General features: G+C 68.9%; 19 protein-coding genes and 1 tRNA gene. 8 read left to right on the forward strand and 12 right to left on the reverse strand.

The genetic code is table 11. The features are described 5' to 3' along the window. Positions 1-39: 39 nt before the first annotated feature. The 3 genes from SLNSH_RS07080 to SLNSH_RS07090 all read right to left on the reverse strand — a co-directional run bounded on the left by SLNSH_RS07080 (position 40) and on the right by SLNSH_RS07090 (position 1,949). A complete protein-coding gene (locus tag SLNSH_RS07080; RefSeq protein ID WP_106335979.1) occupies positions 40-552 on the reverse strand; it encodes a DUF2059 domain-containing protein in 513 nt (170 codons plus the stop codon). Between the two features lie 59 nt (positions 553-611). Beyond that, complete coding sequence (gene rpiA, locus SLNSH_RS07085) at positions 612-1,313, reverse strand: ribose-5-phosphate isomerase RpiA (RefSeq protein ID WP_106335980.1); 702 nt, start codon at positions 1,311-1,313, stop codon at positions 612-614. Positions 1,314-1,520: 207 nt separating this feature from the next. Beyond that, positions 1,521-1,949 (reverse strand): hypothetical protein, encoded by a 429-nt coding sequence (locus SLNSH_RS07090; RefSeq protein WP_245422116.1) that lies wholly within the window; start codon positions 1,947-1,949, stop codon positions 1,521-1,523. A 169-nt stretch (positions 1,950-2,118) separates the two neighbouring features. On the opposite strand from SLNSH_RS07090, the gene gph reads away from it, so the two are divergent. Further along, the gene (gph, locus tag SLNSH_RS07095) at positions 2,119-2,826 is read left to right on the forward strand and encodes a phosphoglycolate phosphatase (protein WP_106335981.1); all 708 of its coding nucleotides are present in this window, start codon (positions 2,119-2,121) and stop codon (positions 2,824-2,826) included. A 36-nt stretch (positions 2,827-2,862) separates the two neighbouring features. On the opposite strand, the gene SLNSH_RS07100 is transcribed toward gph, so the two are convergent. The 3 genes from SLNSH_RS07100 to SLNSH_RS07110 all read right to left on the reverse strand — a co-directional run bounded on the left by SLNSH_RS07100 (position 2,863) and on the right by SLNSH_RS07110 (position 4,304). Then, entirely contained in the window at positions 2,863-3,351 is a 489-nt protein-coding gene (locus SLNSH_RS07100; RefSeq protein ID WP_106335982.1) for a copper chaperone PCu(A)C, read from the reverse strand. 54 nt (positions 3,352-3,405) lie between these two features. After that, positions 3,406-3,810 (reverse strand): hypothetical protein, encoded by a 405-nt coding sequence (locus SLNSH_RS07105; protein WP_106335983.1) that lies wholly within the window; start codon positions 3,808-3,810, stop codon positions 3,406-3,408. A gap of 95 nt (positions 3,811-3,905) precedes the next feature. After that, positions 3,906-4,304, reverse strand: a complete 399-nt coding sequence (locus SLNSH_RS07110) for a DUF930 domain-containing protein (protein ID WP_106335984.1) — start codon at positions 4,302-4,304, stop codon at positions 3,906-3,908. Positions 4,305-4,442: 138 nt separating this feature from the next. Between SLNSH_RS07110 and SLNSH_RS07115 the strand changes: the two genes are divergently transcribed. Further along, positions 4,443-6,530, forward strand: a complete 2,088-nt coding sequence (locus SLNSH_RS07115) for an ATP-dependent helicase (protein WP_106335985.1) — start codon at positions 4,443-4,445, stop codon at positions 6,528-6,530. Positions 6,531-6,634: 104 nt separating this feature from the next. Here SLNSH_RS07115 and SLNSH_RS07120 read toward each other — a convergent pair. Then, positions 6,635-6,709, reverse strand: a tRNA-Val gene (locus SLNSH_RS07120). Positions 6,710-7,010: 301 nt separating this feature from the next. Between SLNSH_RS07120 and SLNSH_RS07125 the strand changes: the two genes are divergently transcribed. Beyond that, the gene (locus tag SLNSH_RS07125; RefSeq protein ID WP_106335986.1) at positions 7,011-7,592 is read left to right on the forward strand and encodes a L,D-transpeptidase; all 582 of its coding nucleotides are present in this window, start codon (positions 7,011-7,013) and stop codon (positions 7,590-7,592) included. Positions 7,593-7,664: 72 nt separating this feature from the next. On the opposite strand, the gene SLNSH_RS07130 is transcribed toward SLNSH_RS07125, so the two are convergent. Further along, positions 7,665-8,036, reverse strand: coding sequence for a gamma-butyrobetaine hydroxylase family protein (locus tag SLNSH_RS07130; RefSeq protein ID WP_106335987.1), 372 nt, complete (start codon positions 8,034-8,036; stop codon positions 7,665-7,667). Positions 8,037-8,170: 134 nt separating this feature from the next. On the opposite strand from SLNSH_RS07130, the gene moaA reads away from it, so the two are divergent. Beyond that, a complete protein-coding gene (gene moaA / locus SLNSH_RS07135; RefSeq protein ID WP_106335988.1) occupies positions 8,171-9,199 on the forward strand; it encodes a GTP 3',8-cyclase MoaA in 1,029 nt (342 codons plus the stop codon). Positions 9,200-9,211: 12 nt separating this feature from the next. Here moaA and SLNSH_RS07140 read toward each other — a convergent pair whose 3' ends face one another. Both SLNSH_RS07140 and SLNSH_RS07145 read right to left on the reverse strand, forming a co-directional pair. Further along, positions 9,212-10,027: a glucose 1-dehydrogenase gene (locus SLNSH_RS07140; RefSeq protein WP_106335989.1), complete on the reverse strand. Its 816-nt coding sequence runs from the start codon at positions 10,025-10,027 to the stop codon at positions 9,212-9,214. Positions 10,028-10,086: 59 nt separating this feature from the next. Further along, the gene (locus tag SLNSH_RS07145; protein WP_158266707.1) at positions 10,087-11,421 is read right to left on the reverse strand and encodes a methyl-accepting chemotaxis protein; all 1,335 of its coding nucleotides are present in this window, start codon (positions 11,419-11,421) and stop codon (positions 10,087-10,089) included. A gap of 184 nt (positions 11,422-11,605) precedes the next feature. On the opposite strand from SLNSH_RS07145, the gene SLNSH_RS07150 reads away from it, so the two are divergent. From SLNSH_RS07150 to SLNSH_RS07160, 3 genes are all read left to right on the forward strand, one after another. After that, positions 11,606-12,517 carry a DMT family transporter gene (locus SLNSH_RS07150; RefSeq protein WP_106335991.1) on the forward strand — a complete coding sequence of 304 codons (912 nt, stop codon included), beginning with the start codon at positions 11,606-11,608 and terminating at the stop codon, positions 12,515-12,517. A gap of 162 nt (positions 12,518-12,679) precedes the next feature. Next, a complete protein-coding gene (locus tag SLNSH_RS07155; RefSeq protein ID WP_245422118.1) occupies positions 12,680-13,291 on the forward strand; it encodes a TRAP transporter small permease subunit in 612 nt (203 codons plus the stop codon). A gap of 69 nt (positions 13,292-13,360) precedes the next feature. After that, positions 13,361-15,034, forward strand: coding sequence for a TRAP transporter large permease (locus SLNSH_RS07160; RefSeq protein WP_106335992.1), 1,674 nt, complete (start codon positions 13,361-13,363; stop codon positions 15,032-15,034). A 375-nt stretch (positions 15,035-15,409) separates the two neighbouring features. On the opposite strand, the gene SLNSH_RS07165 is transcribed toward SLNSH_RS07160, so the two are convergent. Next, a complete protein-coding gene (locus SLNSH_RS07165) occupies positions 15,410-15,997 on the reverse strand; it encodes a formyltransferase family protein (protein ID WP_106335993.1) in 588 nt (195 codons plus the stop codon). 159 nt (positions 15,998-16,156) lie between these two features. Continuing rightward, positions 16,157-17,245 (reverse strand): TRAP transporter substrate-binding protein, encoded by a 1,089-nt coding sequence (locus SLNSH_RS07170; protein WP_106335994.1) that lies wholly within the window; start codon positions 17,243-17,245, stop codon positions 16,157-16,159. Positions 17,246-17,545: 300 nt separating this feature from the next. On the opposite strand from SLNSH_RS07170, the gene SLNSH_RS07175 reads away from it, so the two are divergent. After that, positions 17,546-17,932 carry a hypothetical protein gene (locus SLNSH_RS07175; protein WP_106335995.1) on the forward strand — a complete coding sequence of 129 codons (387 nt, stop codon included), beginning with the start codon at positions 17,546-17,548 and terminating at the stop codon, positions 17,930-17,932. The last annotated feature ends 12 nt before the right edge of the window (positions 17,933-17,944 follow it).

Raw genomic sequence — 17,944 nt, forward strand, 5'->3', positions numbered from 1 at the left:
CGCCAGCGGACCGGGCGCCCTGGCCCCGTCCGCCTCTGGTCAGAGCTGGACCCCGCGCTGCTTCATCTCGGCCCGGACCCGGGTGATCATGAACTCCGACAGGCGCTGGCTCCACGCCTGCATCTGGCTGAACAGCTCGTCCATGACCTGCGGCTGCGCCGCCACGTACTTCTGGCCCGAAGCGGACTTGTAGAAGGCTGCGACGTCCTTGAGTTCGACCTCGCTCATCCGCGCGGCGAAGACCTTGGCGGCCGCGTTGACGATGTCCTCGCGCTGCGCCTCGAACTCGGGCTTGAGCTTGGCAAGGACCTCGTTGAGGTCCTTGGCGATCTCCGGACGCGTGGTCAGCAGGCTCGATTTCATCTGCTCGGTGAACTGCGGCACCATCGCGTCGAAGGAGCGAGACATGCCCGAGGCGAGCACGACATCGCGCGCCGCGGCGAGGTGGGACGCGGCGGGCTGCTGGGCGAGCACCGGCGCTGCGGAGAGCGTCAGCGCCAGGGCGGCGGCGGCCAAGGTGGCGCGGGTACGGTAAGCGGTGATGATGGACAAGGGTGCGTCTCCTGTCTGGGCGCCGCGGCGGGGCGACGGGATGTGCTTCAGCGATGGGATCAGCCGAGGTCGCCGATGACCTGGATCCCCGAGGCGGTCGCCAGGATGGCGGCGTCAGCGAGATCGATGAAAAGGCCGTGTTCGACGAGTCCCGGAATGGCGTTGAGGCGGCAGGCGAGGTCCTCGGGATCCGGGATGCGGCCCAGGGCGGCGTCCAGGATCAGGTTGCCGCTGTCCGTCAGGTAGGACGCGCCATCGGGGCGCTTGCGCATGGTGAGGGCGCCGGAGCAGCCCGAGGCCGCGACCGCGTTCTCGATCGCCAGGCGCGTCGCGCCCAGGCCGAAGGTGACGACCTCCAGCGGCAGCGGGAAGCGCCCCAGCGTGGCGACGCGCTTGGTCTCGTCGGCGATGACGATCATCCGGCGCGAGGCGGTTGCCACGATCTTCTCGCGCAGATGAGCGCCGCCGCCGCCCTTGATGAGCCGGAGCCGCTCGTCCACTTCATCCGCGCCGTCGACCGTCAGGTCGAGTTCGGGCGTCTCCTCGAGCGTCGTGAGCGGGACGCCCAGCGACTCGGCCTGCGCGCGCGTGGCCTCGGAGGTGGGCACGCCCACCACGGACAACCCGTCGCGCACGCGTTCGGCCAGCAGGTCGACGAAGTGCTTGGCGGTCGAGCCGGTGCCGAGTCCCAGCCGCATGCCGGGCTGGACCAGGGCTACCGCGCGGGCCGCGGCTTCACGCTTGAGGGCGTCCAGGCTCACGGGCGAACCTCCGCCCGGAAGGAGAAGGCGGCGCCCGTCCCGGGAGCCGCCGCGTCGTGCGCGACCATGCCGTGTTCCGCGTTTGGGCGACGGCGGTATGCCGCGCCCAGGGAAGAGCCGCCGAATGGCGGCGGCAGTTCCCCTAGCACGGCGCCTGTGCGCCAGAAAAGCAGCGACATGAAGGCCGCGGTCGCGGCCGCCCGCGCGTCAGGGCTTGCGCACGGCGCCCGTGGTGTCGCTCGCGCGCGCGCCCGCGCCTGCGTCCGCGACCGCGCCCTTCTCCGGGGGCGTGCACACCACGCGCTCGTCGTACACGTAGCACACGCTCATCGCGCCCGTGCGCGTGTCCACGCGGAACACGCCGCCCTCGCGCTCGTGCCTGGACGCGACGAGCCCGTACTCGGACGGCTCCTGCTTGCCCGCGCCGTCGCCGGCGGGGAAGCACAACGTCACCCCGAACGTGCCTTCCTTCTGGCCGTACTGGCAGGCGCCGACCTCGCCGGTGACCCGGTCGATGCGGTAGATGCGGTTGAGGTCGGTCTGCGGCGCCGCCAGGAACTCGAACTGGCCGGCGAAGGCCGGCGCGGCGCCGGCCGCGAGCGCCAGGAGCGCCAGGAATGAGGTGTTCCGCTTCATCGTCGCCCAATCTCCAAGAGGCCGTCGCGCCGCGCCGCCGGGACCGATTCGATCCGCCGCGCCCGATCCGAGCCTTGGCCGCGACTGTGGTTCGGCGTGGTTAACGAATGGTGACCGGCACTTATCCGGCCAAGTTGACGCCCGCCCCCCGATCCGCCACACAAACGCCATGGCGAGGCAACCTCTCAACGACCGCGCGACCGTGGTCTTCGACCTCGACGGCACCCTGGCCGACACGGCCGCGGACCTGATCGAGACCATGAACGTCCTGATGGCGCGCGAGAATGTCGCGCCCGTGCCGGTCGAGCGCGCGCGCGATGTCGTCGGCGCCGGCGCCCGGGCCATGATCCAGCGGGGCTTCGCGCTGGGGGGCCGGAGCCTGAGCCAGGACAAGCTGGACCAGCTTTTCGTCGATTTCTTGGATCACTACGCCCAGCACCTGGCCGTGAAGACCCGCCTCTTCCCCGGCGTGGTGGAGGCCCTGGACCTGCTGGAGGCCGCCGGCCACCGCCTCGCCGTCTGCACCAACAAGGTCGAGACCCATTCGGTGGCGCTGCTGGAGGCGCTGGGCGTCGCCGACCGCTTCGCCGCGATCTGCGGCCGCGACACCTTCGCCTACGCCAAGCCGGACCCGCGACACCTGACCGGCACGATCGAGAAGGCCGGCGGCGACCCTGCCCGCGCCATCATGGTGGGCGACTCGCGCACCGACATCGACACCGCCAGGGCGGCGGGCCTGCCGGTGGTGGCCGTAACCTTCGGGTACACGGATACGCCGGTCACGGCGCTGGCGCCCGACGTGATCATCGACCGCTTCGACGAACTCTACGACGTGGTCCGGGCCCTCGACCCCGACCTGGCCGCCGCGGTCGCCTGACCTCCGCCGGCCCGCGGAGGCCAGGCCAACCCTGGGTCAGTGCGTCATGTGGGGCATCGCGCCCCCGGTCTTGGCCCCGACGGACTGCACCTTGAACTCGACCGGCACGGCGCCCGCCTTCTCGAAGGTGAGCACGCCCTTGACGCTCTCGCCCTCCTTCAGGCCGCCTTTCAGCTGCATGAACATGATGTGGTAGCCGCCGGGCTTGAGCTCGACCTTCTGGCCCGCCGGGATCTCCACGCCGCCCGCCACGGGACGCATGGTCATCATGCCGTCCTTGGTGGACATCTCGTGGACCTCGCTCCGCCCGGCGATCTCGCTGGACACGGACACGAGCTTGTCCGGCTCCGTCCCGGTGTTCTCGACGGTGAGGAAGCCGCCGGCGACGGGCGCTCCTGCGGGCGTGGCCCGGGCCCAGGGATGGCCGATCACCAGGGATCCAGCCTTGTAGCCATGGGCGAAAGCGGGCGCGATGAGGAGGCCGCCGGCGACGGCGGCCGCGGCGAGGCTGCGAAGAGTGATCATGGAATGCGTGCTCCAGGGCGCAAGAGGCCGGATGATTTCGAAGTCGTTGGCTGGTCAGGCGAAACGGACCGAAACCGGCGGCGCCCGCGGGGCGCCTGGCGCCGCAGGAGGAAACGCGATCGTGACGTCGACGGCGGGCAAGCCCGTCGCCTCGGCTGCGGCGAGCAACGGCGCGACGAGCCCCCCGCCAGCGGCGGCGGGGAGCGCGAGCGGGCTCCACCCCATGTGGCAGGGGCCCGTGAAGCAGTGGTCATGCCCGCCGCCGAGCGGCGCAGGCGCGCCTCCTGCCCCATCGTCCAGCCCGAGGCAAAACACCGGATGCTGGGCGGCGGGATCGACCTGGCCGCCGGCCCAGGCGACCAGCATGGATTGCAGCGCCAGGGCGTAGGCCAGCAGCAGCGTGCCCAGGAGCCGGCGCCCCTGTCCGCTGATTGCGAGCCTTCTGCCGATGGCGTTCACCGCTGGTCCCCGGCTGCACTGCGCAGCGTGCCTTCGCTAGCACGCCCTCTGGCGACCGGCCAATGCGCTGGAACAAACAGGCCGGGGTTTCGGCCTCAGGGCGTCAGGAAATGTGCGTCCCATTCCGAGCGCGGAATGGCCTCGCCCAGCTCGTACGTGAACGCCTCGACGGCGAGGCCGTCCGGCGCCGCCTTGCACTGGTAGGACAGGCGATACCACGCCCCGTGGTCCCGGACCGCAGCGCCGGGCGCCTTCACGCGACTTCCCTCGACCGAGACCTGGCCGAAGGCGTAGGCCACGACCTCGTCAGCGCCGTTCAGCCTGTGCTGCTGGCGCAGCACGTCCGTCGCCCGCTCGTTGCATTCCTGCTCCAGGCGGGTCTCGGGCGCCATCTTGAGGAGCTGGCTGCGCACATTGCGCGCCCGGGCGGATGCGCCCCCGCCGGCGGAAAGCAAGGCGCAGCCAACGGCGAGCACGAGGACGGCGTTCTTCATGGCGGTCTTTCGGCGGTGGTCAAAGGCGCGCCGGCTTGTCCGGGCCGATTCGGGCTTTTTCGTGCGCGGCCAGGCAGGCTTTGGATGAAGCCGGACGGCGGGTAGGAACAAACCGGGAAACGTGCTCCACTCGCCCAAATGGCTCTTCTTGATTCGACAACCGCGCCACCCGGCTACCTCGAGGCGCTGAACCCCGAGCAGCGCGCCGCTGTCGAGCACGGCGCCGAAGGCGGAGCGCCCGGGGCGCCGCTGCTCGTCATCGCCGGCGCCGGCTCCGGCAAGACCAACACCCTCGCGCATCGGGTCGCCCACCTCATCGTCGAGGGCGCCGACCCGCGCCGCATCCTGCTGATGACGTTCTCCCGCCGCGCGGCCTCCGAGCTGTCGCGCCGCGTGGAGCGGATCGCCCGCCGCGTGCTGGGCGAGGGCGCAGGGGCCCTGGCGGACGCCCTGAGCTGGGCCGGCACCTTCCACGGCATCGGGGCCCGGCTCCTGCGCGAATACGCCGAGCAGCTCGGCCTCGACCCGGCCTTCACGATCCACGACCGGGAGGACTCGGCCGACCTGATGAACCTGGTCCGGCACGAACTCGGCTTCTCGAAGACGGAGACGCGCTTCCCCACCAAGGGCGCCTGCCTCGCCATCTACTCGCGCTGCGTGAACGCGGAATGCTCGGTCGAGGAGGCCATCGGCCACGCCTACCCGTGGTGCAGTTCGTGGGTCGATGAGCTGAAGCGCCTCTTCGGCGCCTATGTGGAGGCCAAGCAGCGCCAGAACGTGCTCGATTACGACGACCTGCTGCTCTACTGGGCCGGCGCCGTCGCGCATCCGGAGATCGCGGCCGACATGGGCGAGCGCTTCGACCATGTGCTGGTGGACGAGTACCAGGACACCAACAGGCTGCAGTCCACCATCCTGCGCGCCCTGAAGCCGGAAGGGCGCGGCCTCACGGTCGTCGGCGACGACGCCCAGTCGATCTATTCCTTCCGCGCCGCCACCGTGCGCAACATCCTGGACTTCCCGAGCCAGTTCAGCCCCGCCGCCCAGGTCATCACCCTGGAGCGCAACTATCGCTCGACCCAGCCGATCCTGGCCGCCGCCAACGGCGTGATCGGCCTCGCCAAGGAGCGCTTCACCAAGAACCTGTGGACCGAGCGCGCCTCGGGCGTCCGGCCCCGGCTCGTCGCCGTGCGCGACGAGGCCGACCAGGCGCGCTACGTCGTCGAGCAGGTGCTCGAGAAGCGCGAGGAAGGCGCGGCCCTGAAGCAGCAGGCCGTCCTGTTCCGCACCTCGCACCACAGCGGCCCGCTGGAGCTCGAGCTCACCCGCCGCAACATCCCCTTCGTGAAATTCGGCGGGCTCAAGTTCCTGGACGCGGCGCATGTGAAGGACCTGCTGGCCCTGCTGCGGTTCGTCGAGAACCCGCGCGACCGCGTCGCGGGCTTCCGCCTGATGCAGCTGCTGCCGGGAGTGGGCCCGACCTCCGCGCAACGCGTCCTCGACGCTGTCGAGCAGGCCGCCGACCCCTTGGCGGCCCTACAGGGCGCCCCTCCCCCGCCCCGCTCGGGCGCGGACTGGCCGGGCTTCCTCGGCGTGGTGGCGGATCTGCGGACCGGCCGCGCCGGCTGGCCGGCCGAAATGGAGCGCGCCCGCACCTGGTACGAGCCGCACCTGGAGCGGGTCCACGAGGACGCCGCCGCGCGCCAGGCCGACCTCGTCCAACTGGAGCAGATCGCCGGCGGCTATCCGTCGCGCGAACGATTCCTCACGGACCTCACCCTGGATCCGCCCGACGCCACGAGCGACCAGGCCGGCCCGCCGTTGAAGGACGAGGACTACCTGATCCTCTCGACGATCCATTCGGCCAAGGGGCAGGAATGGAAGTCCGTCTTCCTGCTCAACGCCGTGGACGGCTGCATCCCATCGGACCTCGGGACGGGCTCATCCGCCGAGGTCGAGGAGGAGCGCCGCCTCCTCTACGTCGCCATGACCCGGGCCCGAGACGACCTCCACGTGATCACGCCCCAGCGATTCTTCACCCACGGCCAGGCCTCGCGCGGCGACCGCCACGTCTACGCCTCGCGCACGCGCTTCATCCCGGGCGACCTGCTGGGCCACTTCGAGCGCATCGCCTGGCCCGCCGCGGACGCCTCCCCAGCCGCAACCGCCTCCCGCACGCTCCCGCGGGTCAACCTCGGCGGGCAGATGAGGGGAATGTGGAGGTAAAGCCTACACGCGTGCGTGGCGCAGGCTTGCCGGCGGGGCAGCGCCGTGCTCCGACATGTTCAGTGCCGGTGCACAGAAGAGCAAGGGCTTTCAGGAACTGAGAATGGTGGGCGCGACAGGGATTGAACCTGTGACCCCTCCCGTGTGAAGGGAGTGCTCTCCCGCTGAGCTACGCGCCCGTTCGGTGAGCGGCGCGAAGCGGCGCTGCGAACGTGGGGAGGCTTCTAGGCAGCCGCGGCGGTTGAGTCAAGCGCCACGGGACGGTCTTCTCGGAAGAGGTTGGAGCCGCTTCGCGCACGCCGCGATGGCGCCTGCCGAAGGCCGCACTGTGGCGGGTCAATCACGATTCCGTGCATAGTGACCCCGCTCAGTGAAACTCTATCCCAGGTTGTTGAATTTCTTAAAAAGGTTGGCGTAACGCTCAAGGCTCGCGGCGCCGCCGCACTTTGTCGATTGATGTCCAGATTCGAGGCAACACCCATGCGCCGTTTGGCTCTTGTGCTCGCGGGCGTCGCGACAGGCATGCTCCTGTCCGGCGCCGCCCAGGCTTACCAGATCGATCCGCTCACGCGGCAGCCCCTCGTCGAGGCCTATCCCGAAGGGATGAAGCCCCAGGCGACGGCCGTGCCGCGCGAGATCGTCAACTATGACGGCCGCTATTCGCCGGGCACGATCATCGTGTCCACGACCGAGCGCCGCATGTACTACGTGCTCGGCGACGGCAAGGCGATCCGCTACGGAATCGGCGTCGGCCGCCCCGGCTTCGAGTGGTCGGGCACCAAGACCGTCACCATGAAGCGCGAGTGGCCGGATTGGCGCCCGCCGGCGGAGATGATCAAGCGCCGTCCCGACCTGCCGCGCTACATGCCCGGCGGCCCGGAGAACCCGCTCGGCGCCCGCGCCATGTATCTCGGCAACTCGCTGTATCGCATCCATGGCTCAAACGAGCCGGAGACGATCGGGCAGGCCGTATCCTCGGGCTGCATCCGCATGGTGAACGACGACGTGATCGACCTCTACGACCGCGTGAAGGTCGGCGCCAAGGTCGTCGTCCTGCACTGAGCGACGCCCAGCGCGATCCCCAAGAAGGCCGGGCTTGCCCGGCCTTTTTCGTGCGCATGGCTCGCCCGCCGCTCAGCGGCGGCGCACGGGATCCCGGCTGAGGCCCTTCGCCTCCAGCTCGGCCAGGTAGGCGGCCCAGCGCGCCTCGCGCTCCTCGCCGAGGCTGCGCAGGTAGGGCCAGCTATAGATGCCGGTCTGGTGCATGTCGTCGAACTGGAGGCGCACGGCGTAGTTGCCCACCGGCTCGACCCCGATGATCTGCACCTCCCGCTTGCCGGGCACGGTCTTGCGCTCTGCCGGCGAATGCCCCTGCACCTCGGCGCTTGGGCTTTCGACGCGCAGGTACTCGGCCGGGAGTTCGAAGGAGGATCCGTCGTCGAAGGCGACGCGCAACGCGCGCTTGTCCTTCGCCAGGGTGATTTCGGTGGGCCAAACGGTCGACATGGGCTTGCCTTCGGGTCTCGGGGCGCGCATCGGTCGCAAGTCGCGCGGGCCGCGATGTTTGGCGCCGCCTTGCCAGCGCACATATATCCGTCAGAATGCAGCCTCGCCACGCGGCTCCTCATGATTTTGGCCCCATGAACGACCCGATTCAGCTCTCTTCGCAGTCCCGCCCGCTGGTCGATCCGTTCGGCCGGTCCATCACCTACCTGCGGGTGTCGGTGACCGATCGCTGCGACTTCCGGTGCGTCTACTGCATGGCGGAGGACATGACCTTCCTGCCGCGCAAGGACCTGCTGACGCTGGAGGAGCTGGACCGCCTCTGCTCCGCCTTCGTGCGCCGCGGCGTCCGCAAGCTGCGCATCACCGGCGGCGAGCCCCTGGTGCGCCGGGATATCATGACGCTTTTCCGCAACCTGTCGCGACACCTCGCGTCGGGCGCCCTGGAGGAGCTGACGCTCACCACCAACGGCTCCCAGCTGGCGAAATACGCGGCGGAGCTGGCGGACTGCGGCGTGCGCCGGGTGAACGTCTCCATCGACACGCTCGACGCCGACAAGTTCAAGGCCATCACCCGGCGGGGCGACCTCGCGACCGTGCTGAAGGGCGTCGACGCCGCCCGGGCGGCGGGCATGCAGGTCAAGATCAACGCCGTGGCGCTCAAGGGCGTGAACGAGGACGAAGTCGAGCGCATGGTCGATTGGGCCCACGCCGGCGGCATGGACATGACCTTCATCGAGGTCATGCCGCTGGGCGACATCGAGCCCGCCCGCTTCGACCAGTACTGGCCGCTGCGCGACCTGAAGGCGCGCCTGGCGCAGACCTACGCCCTGGAGGACATTCCCTACCGGACCGGGGGCCCGGCCCGCTACGTGCGGGCCAAGGAAACAGGCGGCCGCATCGGCTTCATCACGCCGCTGACGCACAACTTCTGCGAGAGCTGCAACCGCGTGCGCGTCACCTGCACGGGCACGCTCTACATGTGCCTGGGCCAGGAGGACGCCGCCGACCTGCGCGCGCCGCTGCGCGCCTCCGAAAGTGACGAGCCCCTGGACGCCGCCATCGCGGCCGCGATCGCCCGCAAGCCCAAGGGCCACGACTTCATCATCGACCGCGACACGAGCCGCCCGGCCGTGGGCCGCCACATGAGCGTCACCGGCGGCTAGCCGCCGGTCGCCTCAGGAGGACCAGTTCTCCTTGAAGTCGGGATAAAGCGTCAGACCCCCGTCGATGTAGAGGGTCTGGCCGGTGATATAGCGCGCCTCGTCGGACGCCAGAAAGGCGTAGGCCGGCGCCATGTCCTCCGGCTCCGCCGCGAACCGCATGGGGATGTGCGATTCCACCGCCTCGCGCTTGGACGGATCATGCCGCCAGGCGTCGTTCATGGCGGTTACGGTCGCGCCGGGGCCGATGGCGTTCACGCGCACGCCCTTGTCGGCGAACTCGAGCGCCAGGGTGCGGGTGAGGTGCCCGAGGCCGGCCTTGGACATGGCGTAGGCCGCGTAGCCGGGCTTCGGGATGGTCTCGTGCACGCTGCTGGTGTTGAGGATCACGCCGCCGCCCGGGCGGGACAGGAAATGCCGGATGGCGACCCGGCACGCGACGGCCGGCCCCTGCAGGTTCACGGCGATGATGCGGGCGAGGTCCTCGCCGCTCATGCTGTCGCCCGGCGTCTCGCCCTGGACGCCCGCGTTGTTGACGAGGATGTCCAGCCGGCCCCAGGCTTCCACCAACTCCGAAATCATGCGCTCGACGTCGCGCTCGTCGGCCACGTCCGCCTGCACGATCCGGTGCCGGGCGTCGCGCCCGGCCTCCCGCGACGCCGCCCGAAGGGCGCCAAGCACCTCCTCGGCGTCCTCCGGGTCATTGCGGTGATTGACCGCGACGGCGGCGCCTTCCTGGGCGAAGCGCAGCGCCACCGCCCTGCCGATGCCGCGCGAGGCGCCGGTCACGAGCGCGAAGCGGCCCGCCAGTCTCTGGGGAAACGGGGACAAGACACGATCTCCTGAAGGGCCGGCGTCAGACCTCAGAAGAGGTTCGGCCGCACGCGGCGTCAAGCCGACCGCAAACGGGAAATCAGCAGGTCGAGTTCCGAGCCGAACGCGTTCGACTGCTGGGCGAGCAGCTGGGACCGCTGCCGCATGGCTTCCCCGGACTCCTCCAGGATGTCCATGGCGACGCGCACGCTCTGAGCGGCCTGGCCCACGGTGCCGGCCATCCGCGCCGCGTCCTGGGCGCCGCTCGCGATGGCGTTGGTGGCGGAGCTCTGCTCGCCGACCGCGTCGGCGATCACGGATGCGATCCCGGAGACCTGGTCGATCGAGTCCACGATGGTGGCGATCTGGCTCACCGAGGCCTGGGTCGCGGCCTGGATCGCATGGATCTGTCCGGCGATGTCGTCCGTCGCCCGGCTGGTCTGCGCCGCGAGCGACTTCACCTCGGAGGCGACCACCGCGAACCCCCTCCCCGCTTCCCCGGCCCGCGCGGCCTCGATCGTGGCGTTGAGGGCCAGCAGGTTCGTTTGGGCGGCGATCTCGGAGATGAGCCCCACGACGGAACCCACGCGCTCGACGGCCTGCGCGAGCTCGTTCATCGTGCGCGCCATCTCGGCCACGTCCGTCGACGCTTGCCGGGAGATCGCCAGGCTCCTCTGCGCCTGCCCGCCGATCGCCCCGATGGAGCGCGACAGCGTCTCGGTCGCATTCGCCGTCGCATTGACCCGGTTCGCGCTCTCGACAGACGCCTGGTCGGCGCGGTCGACCTCCTTGCGGGCGTGCTCGGAGGCCGCCAGGGTCTCCGCCGCCGTCGTGTCCACGGCCTCCGCGGTGGCGATCATGGCCGTGGAGACGCTGGCCGACGTGGCCGTAAACGCCGCAAGCGCCTGGTCGACGCGAGCCCGGCGTTCCTCAAGGCCACGCTGCAGTTCGGCCTGCTCGATCGCCATCGCGTTGAGCGAATCCACGGCCACGTAGCGCATCAGCGCGGCGCATTTGCGCGCCACCTTGCGGCCCGAGAACGGGTGAAGGCGGCCGATCTCGTCGAACAGGTGCGCGCTCAGCGCCGTGGCGCTCGCCAGCCGGATGCGCGGGCCATACCCGTCGCGCATCTCCCGCCCGATCGTCTCCCGCAGACGCTCCACATAGGCCGCGTCCATGGCGCCGTTGAACATTTCGGCGTAGTAGCGGGATTGAAAGCTGACGTAGTCCTGCGCGTTCTTTTCAGCGAACCCGTCGAAACCCGGCAGGTCGCGCCAGGTCGCGTAATAGGCCTTCAAGACCGCGGCCCCGTCGCGCCTGACGATCGGTTGCATTTCCCGGATGATCGCGCCCGTGGCCTCGTCGATGGCGAACGCTTTCTGACGGGATCGGAGATCATTCAGGAATGACATGGACGGCCGTAACCCTTCAAGGCACGCCACCTTATTCAGCATACATTAACGTGCAACTAATCGATTTCTCTATTCCAAATTGCGAAATCTCATAAAGCAGGTCGGCAGCCTGAGGGGCGGAAGTGGGCGCCCCACCGCTACGCACTGCGCTAAGGTCGAAGCCCCCGACTCGCGCTCCCGGACCATGCACAGCTTCGCCCAGAACCGCCGCGGCGTGTTCGCACTGCTCGCCGCCATGGCGGTCTTCACCACCAACGACTCGCTGATGAAGGCTGCGCGCGCGTTCGCGCCAGCCGGGCAGGCGTTGTTCGTTCGTGGCGTCGTGGCGACCTTGTGCTGTTTGGGCCTCCTGTTCGTCCTGCGCCAGGGCCCGAGCCTTCGTGGGGCCCTTTCCGGCCGGGCCGCCGCGCGCGCGGCTTTCGAGGCCGCCGTGGCGGCGAGCTACGTGATCGCGCTCGGCCATATGCCGCTCGCCGACATCGTCGCGATCGGCCAGTCCGCGCCCATCCTCATCGCCGTGGCCTGTTCGGCCCTGGGCCTCGAAACCATGGGTTGGCGCCGCTGGGCTTCGGTCATGGTTGGATTTGTGGGCGTGCTGCTGGTCGTCCGACCCGGGGGCGCCGGCTTCGATCTGTACAGCGTGGTCGCCCTGCTCTCCGCGGCGTGCGTCGCGGCGCGCGATCTCGTCACCCGCTACATCGCGCGGGACGTGCAGACGGTTGGCATCCTGGTCGCCGCCGCGGCCGCGGTCTGCCTGAGCGGCGCCGCGATGCGTCCCTTCGAAACCTGGGTCAGCCTCGGGCCGTCCCAACTCGTCATCCTGGCCAGCGCAGGCGTGCTCGTGGCGATCGGCAACTACTGCATCATCACGGCCTTCCGGGATGTCGACGTCGCCGTGGTGTCCCCGTTCCGCTACAGCAGCATCGTGTGGGCGACGTTGTCCGGCGCCCTGTTCTTCCACGAATTGCCGGATGGCTTCACCGTTTTCGGGGCCGGGCTGGTCGTCGGAAGCGGGGTTTACGCGATCCACCGGGAGCGGGTTCGGGCCCGCGAAAGAACAAGCCCCAACCACTCCGACGGGGCTGCCGCAGGGTAGCCCGAAACCGGCGAAAAACAGGCGGACTGACGCCGCCATGCGCTAGCGGCCCTCCAGCCATGATGTTATAGCGGACCCCAAGCGGAGGACCGGGAAGTTGCGTCTCCCCGCTTGAGCACACAAGAAAAATGCGCCAATCGGCGGTCTCCAGAGGGGGTCCAGGTGTCCGGTCTGCTCGGCTTCAGCCGTCTTGTCGACTCGATCAACACGCGCATCGGCCAATGGATGAGCTGGCTCATCCTCGCCGCCGTCATCGTGTCGACGGTCAACGCCATCATCCGCAAGTTGTTCGACGTGTCGTCCAACGCCTGGCTCGAGCTGCAATGGGTGCTGTTCGGCGTCGTGTTCCTGCTGTGCTCGCCTTGGACGCTGCTCAGCAACGAGCACATCCGCATCGACATCGTGAACAGCATGCTCCCCAAGCGCGGCCGCGATTGGATCGACGTTTTCGGCCACGTCTTCTTCCTGCTGCCGCTCACCATCGTGATGCTGATCACCTCCGTGCCCTTCGCCCTCCGGAGCTACGGCATCAACGAGCAGTCGCAGAACGCCGGCGGCCTGCCCCAGTGGCCAGCCAAGTTCCTGGTGCCGATCGCGTTCTTCCTGCTGTTCTTCCAGGGGCTCTCCGAACTCATCAAGCGCATCGCCATCATGCGGGGCGACCTCGCGGACACGGCGTCCGGCGGCGGGCACCATGCGTCGGCCGAAGCCGAGGCGGCCCGCCTGCTGGCCGCCGCGGGGCTTGAGCCCGCGCCCGAGACAAAGACCCACTAATCCGCCGATGGCGCCGCCTGGCCGAACCGGCCGGCGGACGCCCGCGCCTCGCCCTCTGGGATCGTCCGCATGACCGCATTCCTCATCGAGAACATGGCGCCGATCATGTTCGGCGCCCTCGTGGTGCTTCTGCTGCTCGGCTATCCGGTCGCCTTCGCGCTCGCCGCGAACGGGCTCTTCTTCGCCCTGCTCGGCATCGAACTCGGCCAGTTCCGCCCCGACTTCCTCCAGGCTCTCCCCGAGCGCGTGTACGGGGTGATGAACAACGACACGCTGCTGGCCATCCCATTCTTCACCTATATGGGCCTGATCCTCGAACGATCAGGCATGGCCGAGGATCTGCTCGACACCATCGGACAGCTCTTCGGCCCGGTGCGCGGCGGCCTCGCCTATGCGGTCATCTTCGTGGGCGCCCTGCTGGCGGCCACCACCGGCGTCGTCGCGGCCTCGGTGATCTCGATGGGCCTGATCTCCCTGCCCATCATGCTACGCTATGGCTACGACCGCCGCCTCGCCACGGGCGTCATCGCCGCTTCAGGCACGCTGGCCCAGATCATCCCGCCTTCGTTGGTGCTGATCGTGATGGCCGACCAGCTCGGCCGTTCGGTCGGCGACATGTACGAGGGCGCCTTCATCCCGGGCATCGTCCTGTCGGCGCTCTACGCCGGCTACGTCTTCCTCGTCAGCATAGTGAAGCCGAGCGCAGCCCCCGCGCTGCCGCCGGAGGCGCAGACCCTGCAGGACGAGGACGGAAAGGTCCGCCGCCTCTCGGTCTTGGTCCTCACCGTCGTCTCGGGCCTGATCGGCTACGGCGTGATCAAGACCTTCACCAAGGTGGGGGCTGGCGCCGACTTCGTGGTGCTCACGATGACCGTGGGCGTCGCGGTCTCCTTCGTCATCGCGGTCCTGAACAAGCTGTTCCGCCTGGGCCTGCTGTCGCGCATGGCCGAGCAGACCGTGTTCGTGATGGTGCCGCCTCTGGGACTCATCTTCCTGGTGCTGGGCACGATCTTCATCGGCCTCGCGACGCCGACCGAGGGCGGGGCCATGGGCGCAGCCGGCGCCATGCTGCTCGCCATCGCCAAGCGCCGCCTCACATGGGATCTCGTGCGCCAGGCCACCGAGTCCACCGCCAAGCTGTCCGCCTTCGTGGTGTTCATCCTGGTTGGCGCCCGCGTGTTCTCGCTCACCTTCTTCGGCGTGAGCGGCCACGTCTGGGTGGAGCACCTGCTCACCTCCCTCCCCGGCGGTCAGGTCGGCTTCCTCCTCTTCACCAACATCCTGATCTTCCTGCTGGCGTTCTTCCTCGACTTCTTCGAGCTCGCCTTCATCGTCGTGCCGCTGATCGGCCCGGTGGCCGACAAGCTCGGCATCGACCTGATCTGGTACGGCGTGATGCTGGGCGTGAACATGCAAACGTCGTTCATGCACCCGCCCTTCGGTTTCGCGCTGTTCTACCTGCGCTCGGTCGCGCCGCGGGAGGCCTACAAGGACCGCGTCACCGGCAAGATGATGGCCCCGGTCACCACCGGCCAGATCTACTGGGGCGCCGTGCCCTTCGTGGTGATCCAGCTGATCATGGTGGCGCTCGTCATCTTCTTCCCGGCCATGGTGATGCACTACAAGAGCAGCGGCCCCGTGGTGGACGAGAAGAAAGCCCTGGAGCAGTTGCAGAACCTCACCCCAAGCTTCGACGACAACGCCCCGGCGATCGACTTCAACGCCCCGCCGAAGATCCAGTAGCGGCGATGCGGGAAGCAACAGCCGTCATTGCGAGCGCAGCGAAGCAATCCTGGGATTTAGCGCCGATCCTCCTGGATTGCCTCGTCGCTTCGCTCCTCGCAAAGACGGAGACATGAAGCTGACCCGCACGCGTCGTGAGGCAGGGCTTAAATGAGAAGGCCGGGGAATCCCCCGGCCTTTTGCATTTGTGAGCCGCGTGTCCTCCGCAGCCGTCATCCCCGGCGGCCTGCGAAGCAGGCCGGGAAGGGGATCCAGGGCGGCGCGCGCCGATCTCGGCGCCTACGAGCAGATGGCCCCTGGATCCCCTTCCGCTCCGCCGCCTTGCGGCTCCGGCCGGGGATGACGCGGCCTCCAGGCGCTCCGACGCATGAGCGGCTAGAGCCCGCTCGACGGCGCCAGCGTCACCGCCTTGGGATCCTGCTTGCGGCCGGGCAGCGTCCCGGTCGCGTCGATCGTGTCCAGCGCGCGGCGGATCAGGCGCAGGCCCATGGGCGCCAGCTCGCGCTTCCACAGCGACCCCGCGTCATCGTCCGGGTAGACGAAGCACCACTCCTGCTCGCCCACGAGGCCGTCGTCCCAGCCGTCGGCGAGATGATAGATGGAGCCGCCGCCGATCGGGTCCTTGGCCTTGATGGTCCATTCCACGGCGGCGATGCCCCGGTGCCGCGGCAGCAGCGAGGGGTGATAGCCGAAGGCGTTCCTCGCCTTGGCGCGTGCGTCGCGCCCTATGAACGCATGGCAGTGGGCCGCGATCATCGCGTCATAGGAGCCGTCCGGAAGCATGTCGCCCTCGACCCGCCGCGGGTTGTCGAGCAGCTTGTGCGGGACGCCCTTCTCCGCCGCGAGCTTCCCGAGCTGGTCCTCGCCGTTGGTCCCCAGCACGAACACCTCGTCCCCCCGCTCCAGCAGGATGTCGAGGACGCGGGCGGCGAACCAGCGGGAACCGATCAGGGCGACTTTCATGGGCGGGCGATCCGGGCTCGAGGATTGGCTCCGCACGTCATAGCGCGCTTCGGGCCCAGTAGAACCCCCTTTGCTGCAGCGCGGGATTGCCGGGACCGCCGAAACGAAAAGAGCCCCGGGTCAACCCCGGGGCCCTCGCGTCTGGTCAGCGCTGCGGCATCAGCCGCGGGCGCGAGCGCGGATCATGAAGTTGTCGAAGGTGAACTCGGCGACCTGGAACCACAGGTACTCCTCGTTGCGATACGCCACCATGGCGTTGATCGCCTTCTTGAAGTCCTCGTTCTTGGCGCTGATCTCGGCGTAGAGCTCGTTGGACGCCTTGAGGCAGGCCTCCATGACCTCCTGCGGGAACGGACGCAGCTGAACGCCCGCGCCGACGAGGCGCTTCAGCGCGCCCGGGTTCTGCATGTCGTAGCGAGCCTGCATCCAGGTGTTCGCGTTCACGCACGCGTTGGTCAGGATCGACTGATAGTGCTTCGGCAGCGCGTTGAACTTCTCCTGGTTGAAGAAGGCGTGCACCGTCGGGCCACCCTCCCACCAGCCGGGATAGTAGTAGTAGGGCGCGACCTTGTTGAAGCCGAGCTTCTCGTCGTCATAGGGGCCGACCCACTCGGCCGCGTCAATGGTGCCCTTCTCCAGCGCCGGATAGATGTCGCCGCCGCCGATCTGCTGCGGCACCGTGCCGAGCTTCTGCAGCACCTGGCCGGCGATGCCGCCGATGCGCATCTTGAGGCCGTTCAGGTCCGCGGAGGTCTTGATCTCCTTGCGGAACCAGCCGCCCATCTGGGTTCCGGTGTTGCCGCACGGAACGCCGATGACGCTGTACTTCTTGTAAAACTCGTTGAAGAGCTCGTTGCCGCCGCCCTGGAACAGCCAGGAGTTCTGCTGGCGGGCGTTGAGGCCGAAGGGCACCGAAGCGGCGATCGCGAAGGTCGGATCCTTGCCCACGTAGTAGTAGGACACGGTGTGGCAGGCCTCGACCGTGCCGTTCTGCGTCGCGTCGAGCGCCTGCAGGGCGGGCACGATCTCGCCGGCGGCGAAGACCTGGATCTGGAACTTGCCGTCGGTCATCTCCGACACCTGCTTCGCCATGTATTCGGCGCCGCCGTAGATCGTGTCGAGGGACTTCGGGAAGCTGGAGGTCAACCGCCACTTCACCTCCGGCGAAGACTGCGCGATTGCGGGCGCCGCGACGGCGCTGGCCGCGGCCCCGATGGCCGCGGTCTGGATAAACTGGCGACGCTTCATTGCGAGGTTCCCTCCGAATAGCCCAGGGGTATGGGCCGAATGTTCATAGGCTTTTTGGTCGGCTCCGGGCCTCGAACCCGGCGCTCAGGGCGCTGACTGTGGACCATCCTGAAGCGCTGGGCAACGATGCCCGGCGCGCCTGGTCGACCCACCAACAACGTGAGCCAGCTATGCGCTGCGCGCTTGGGCTTGGCAAGAACCGAGTGCGCAAATTCGGCCGAAAGAACGGGCGTTTCGGCCGTTTGCGGAAGGGCTGCGGCGTGACATGGTAAGTTTCATGCGCATTTCGAGGCGATCGGTATGATCGAGGCTTCAACCCACAAGCTGATCGCGATCGCCGGCGGCTACGACCTCGCCTTCGCGGCCTGCCACCTGGCGCTCCCCCTTGCGCTGCGCTGGCGCAGCCGGCTGGCGAAGCTCGACCCGGTCAACCGGGGCGTGGTCAAGACGCTCAACCTGATGCTCGTCCTGGTATTCGCGGGGGTCGGCGCGGCCCTGGCCTTCGGGCCCGCCGCCGTCGCCTCGGACCAGCTCGGCCGGGGACTGCTCTTCGCCGCCGCGGGCTTCTGGCTGCTGCGGGCGGCGCTGCAGCCCGTCATGTTCGGGCTGGGTCACTGGATGTCCAAGGCCCTGCTTGTCGTGTTCCTGGCCGGAGCGGCCCTGCACGCCGCCCCTGCCTGGCCGTAGGCGCGTCGAGGC

The sequence above is a fragment of the Alsobacter soli genome (assembly GCF_003004785.1).
Lineage (GTDB): Bacteria > Pseudomonadota > Alphaproteobacteria > Rhizobiales > Beijerinckiaceae > Alsobacter > Alsobacter soli.

Excerpts from the sequence above, each read along its gene's own strand:
- moaA (WP_106335988.1), top strand. The coding sequence starts at position 8,171 with ATGAACGACCCGATTCAGCTCTCTTCGCAGTCCCGCCCGCTGGTCGAT.
- SLNSH_RS07125 (WP_106335986.1), top strand. The coding sequence starts at position 7,011 with ATGCGCCGTTTGGCTCTTGTGCTCGCGGGCGTCGCGACAGGCATGCTC.
- SLNSH_RS07145 (WP_158266707.1), bottom strand. The coding sequence starts at position 11,421 with ATGTCATTCCTGAATGATCTCCGATCCCGTCAGAAAGCGTTCGCCATC.
- SLNSH_RS07130 (WP_106335987.1), bottom strand. The coding sequence starts at position 8,036 with ATGTCGACCGTTTGGCCCACCGAAATCACCCTGGCGAAGGACAAGCGC.
- SLNSH_RS07110 (WP_106335984.1), bottom strand. The coding sequence starts at position 4,304 with ATGAAGAACGCCGTCCTCGTGCTCGCCGTTGGCTGCGCCTTGCTTTCC.
- SLNSH_RS07150 (WP_106335991.1), top strand. The coding sequence starts at position 11,606 with ATGCACAGCTTCGCCCAGAACCGCCGCGGCGTGTTCGCACTGCTCGCC.
- SLNSH_RS07115 (WP_106335985.1), top strand. The coding sequence starts at position 4,443 with ATGGCTCTTCTTGATTCGACAACCGCGCCACCCGGCTACCTCGAGGCG.
- gph (WP_106335981.1), top strand. The coding sequence starts at position 2,119 with ATGGCGAGGCAACCTCTCAACGACCGCGCGACCGTGGTCTTCGACCTC.
- SLNSH_RS07165 (WP_106335993.1), bottom strand. The coding sequence starts at position 15,997 with ATGAAAGTCGCCCTGATCGGTTCCCGCTGGTTCGCCGCCCGCGTCCTC.
- SLNSH_RS07175 (WP_106335995.1), top strand. The coding sequence starts at position 17,546 with ATGATCGAGGCTTCAACCCACAAGCTGATCGCGATCGCCGGCGGCTAC.
- SLNSH_RS07160 (WP_106335992.1), top strand. The coding sequence starts at position 13,361 with ATGACCGCATTCCTCATCGAGAACATGGCGCCGATCATGTTCGGCGCC.
- SLNSH_RS07170 (WP_106335994.1), bottom strand. The coding sequence starts at position 17,245 with ATGAAGCGTCGCCAGTTTATCCAGACCGCGGCCATCGGGGCCGCGGCC.
- SLNSH_RS07090 (WP_245422116.1), bottom strand. The coding sequence starts at position 1,949 with ATGAAGCGGAACACCTCATTCCTGGCGCTCCTGGCGCTCGCGGCCGGC.
- SLNSH_RS07100 (WP_106335982.1), bottom strand. The coding sequence starts at position 3,351 with ATGATCACTCTTCGCAGCCTCGCCGCGGCCGCCGTCGCCGGCGGCCTC.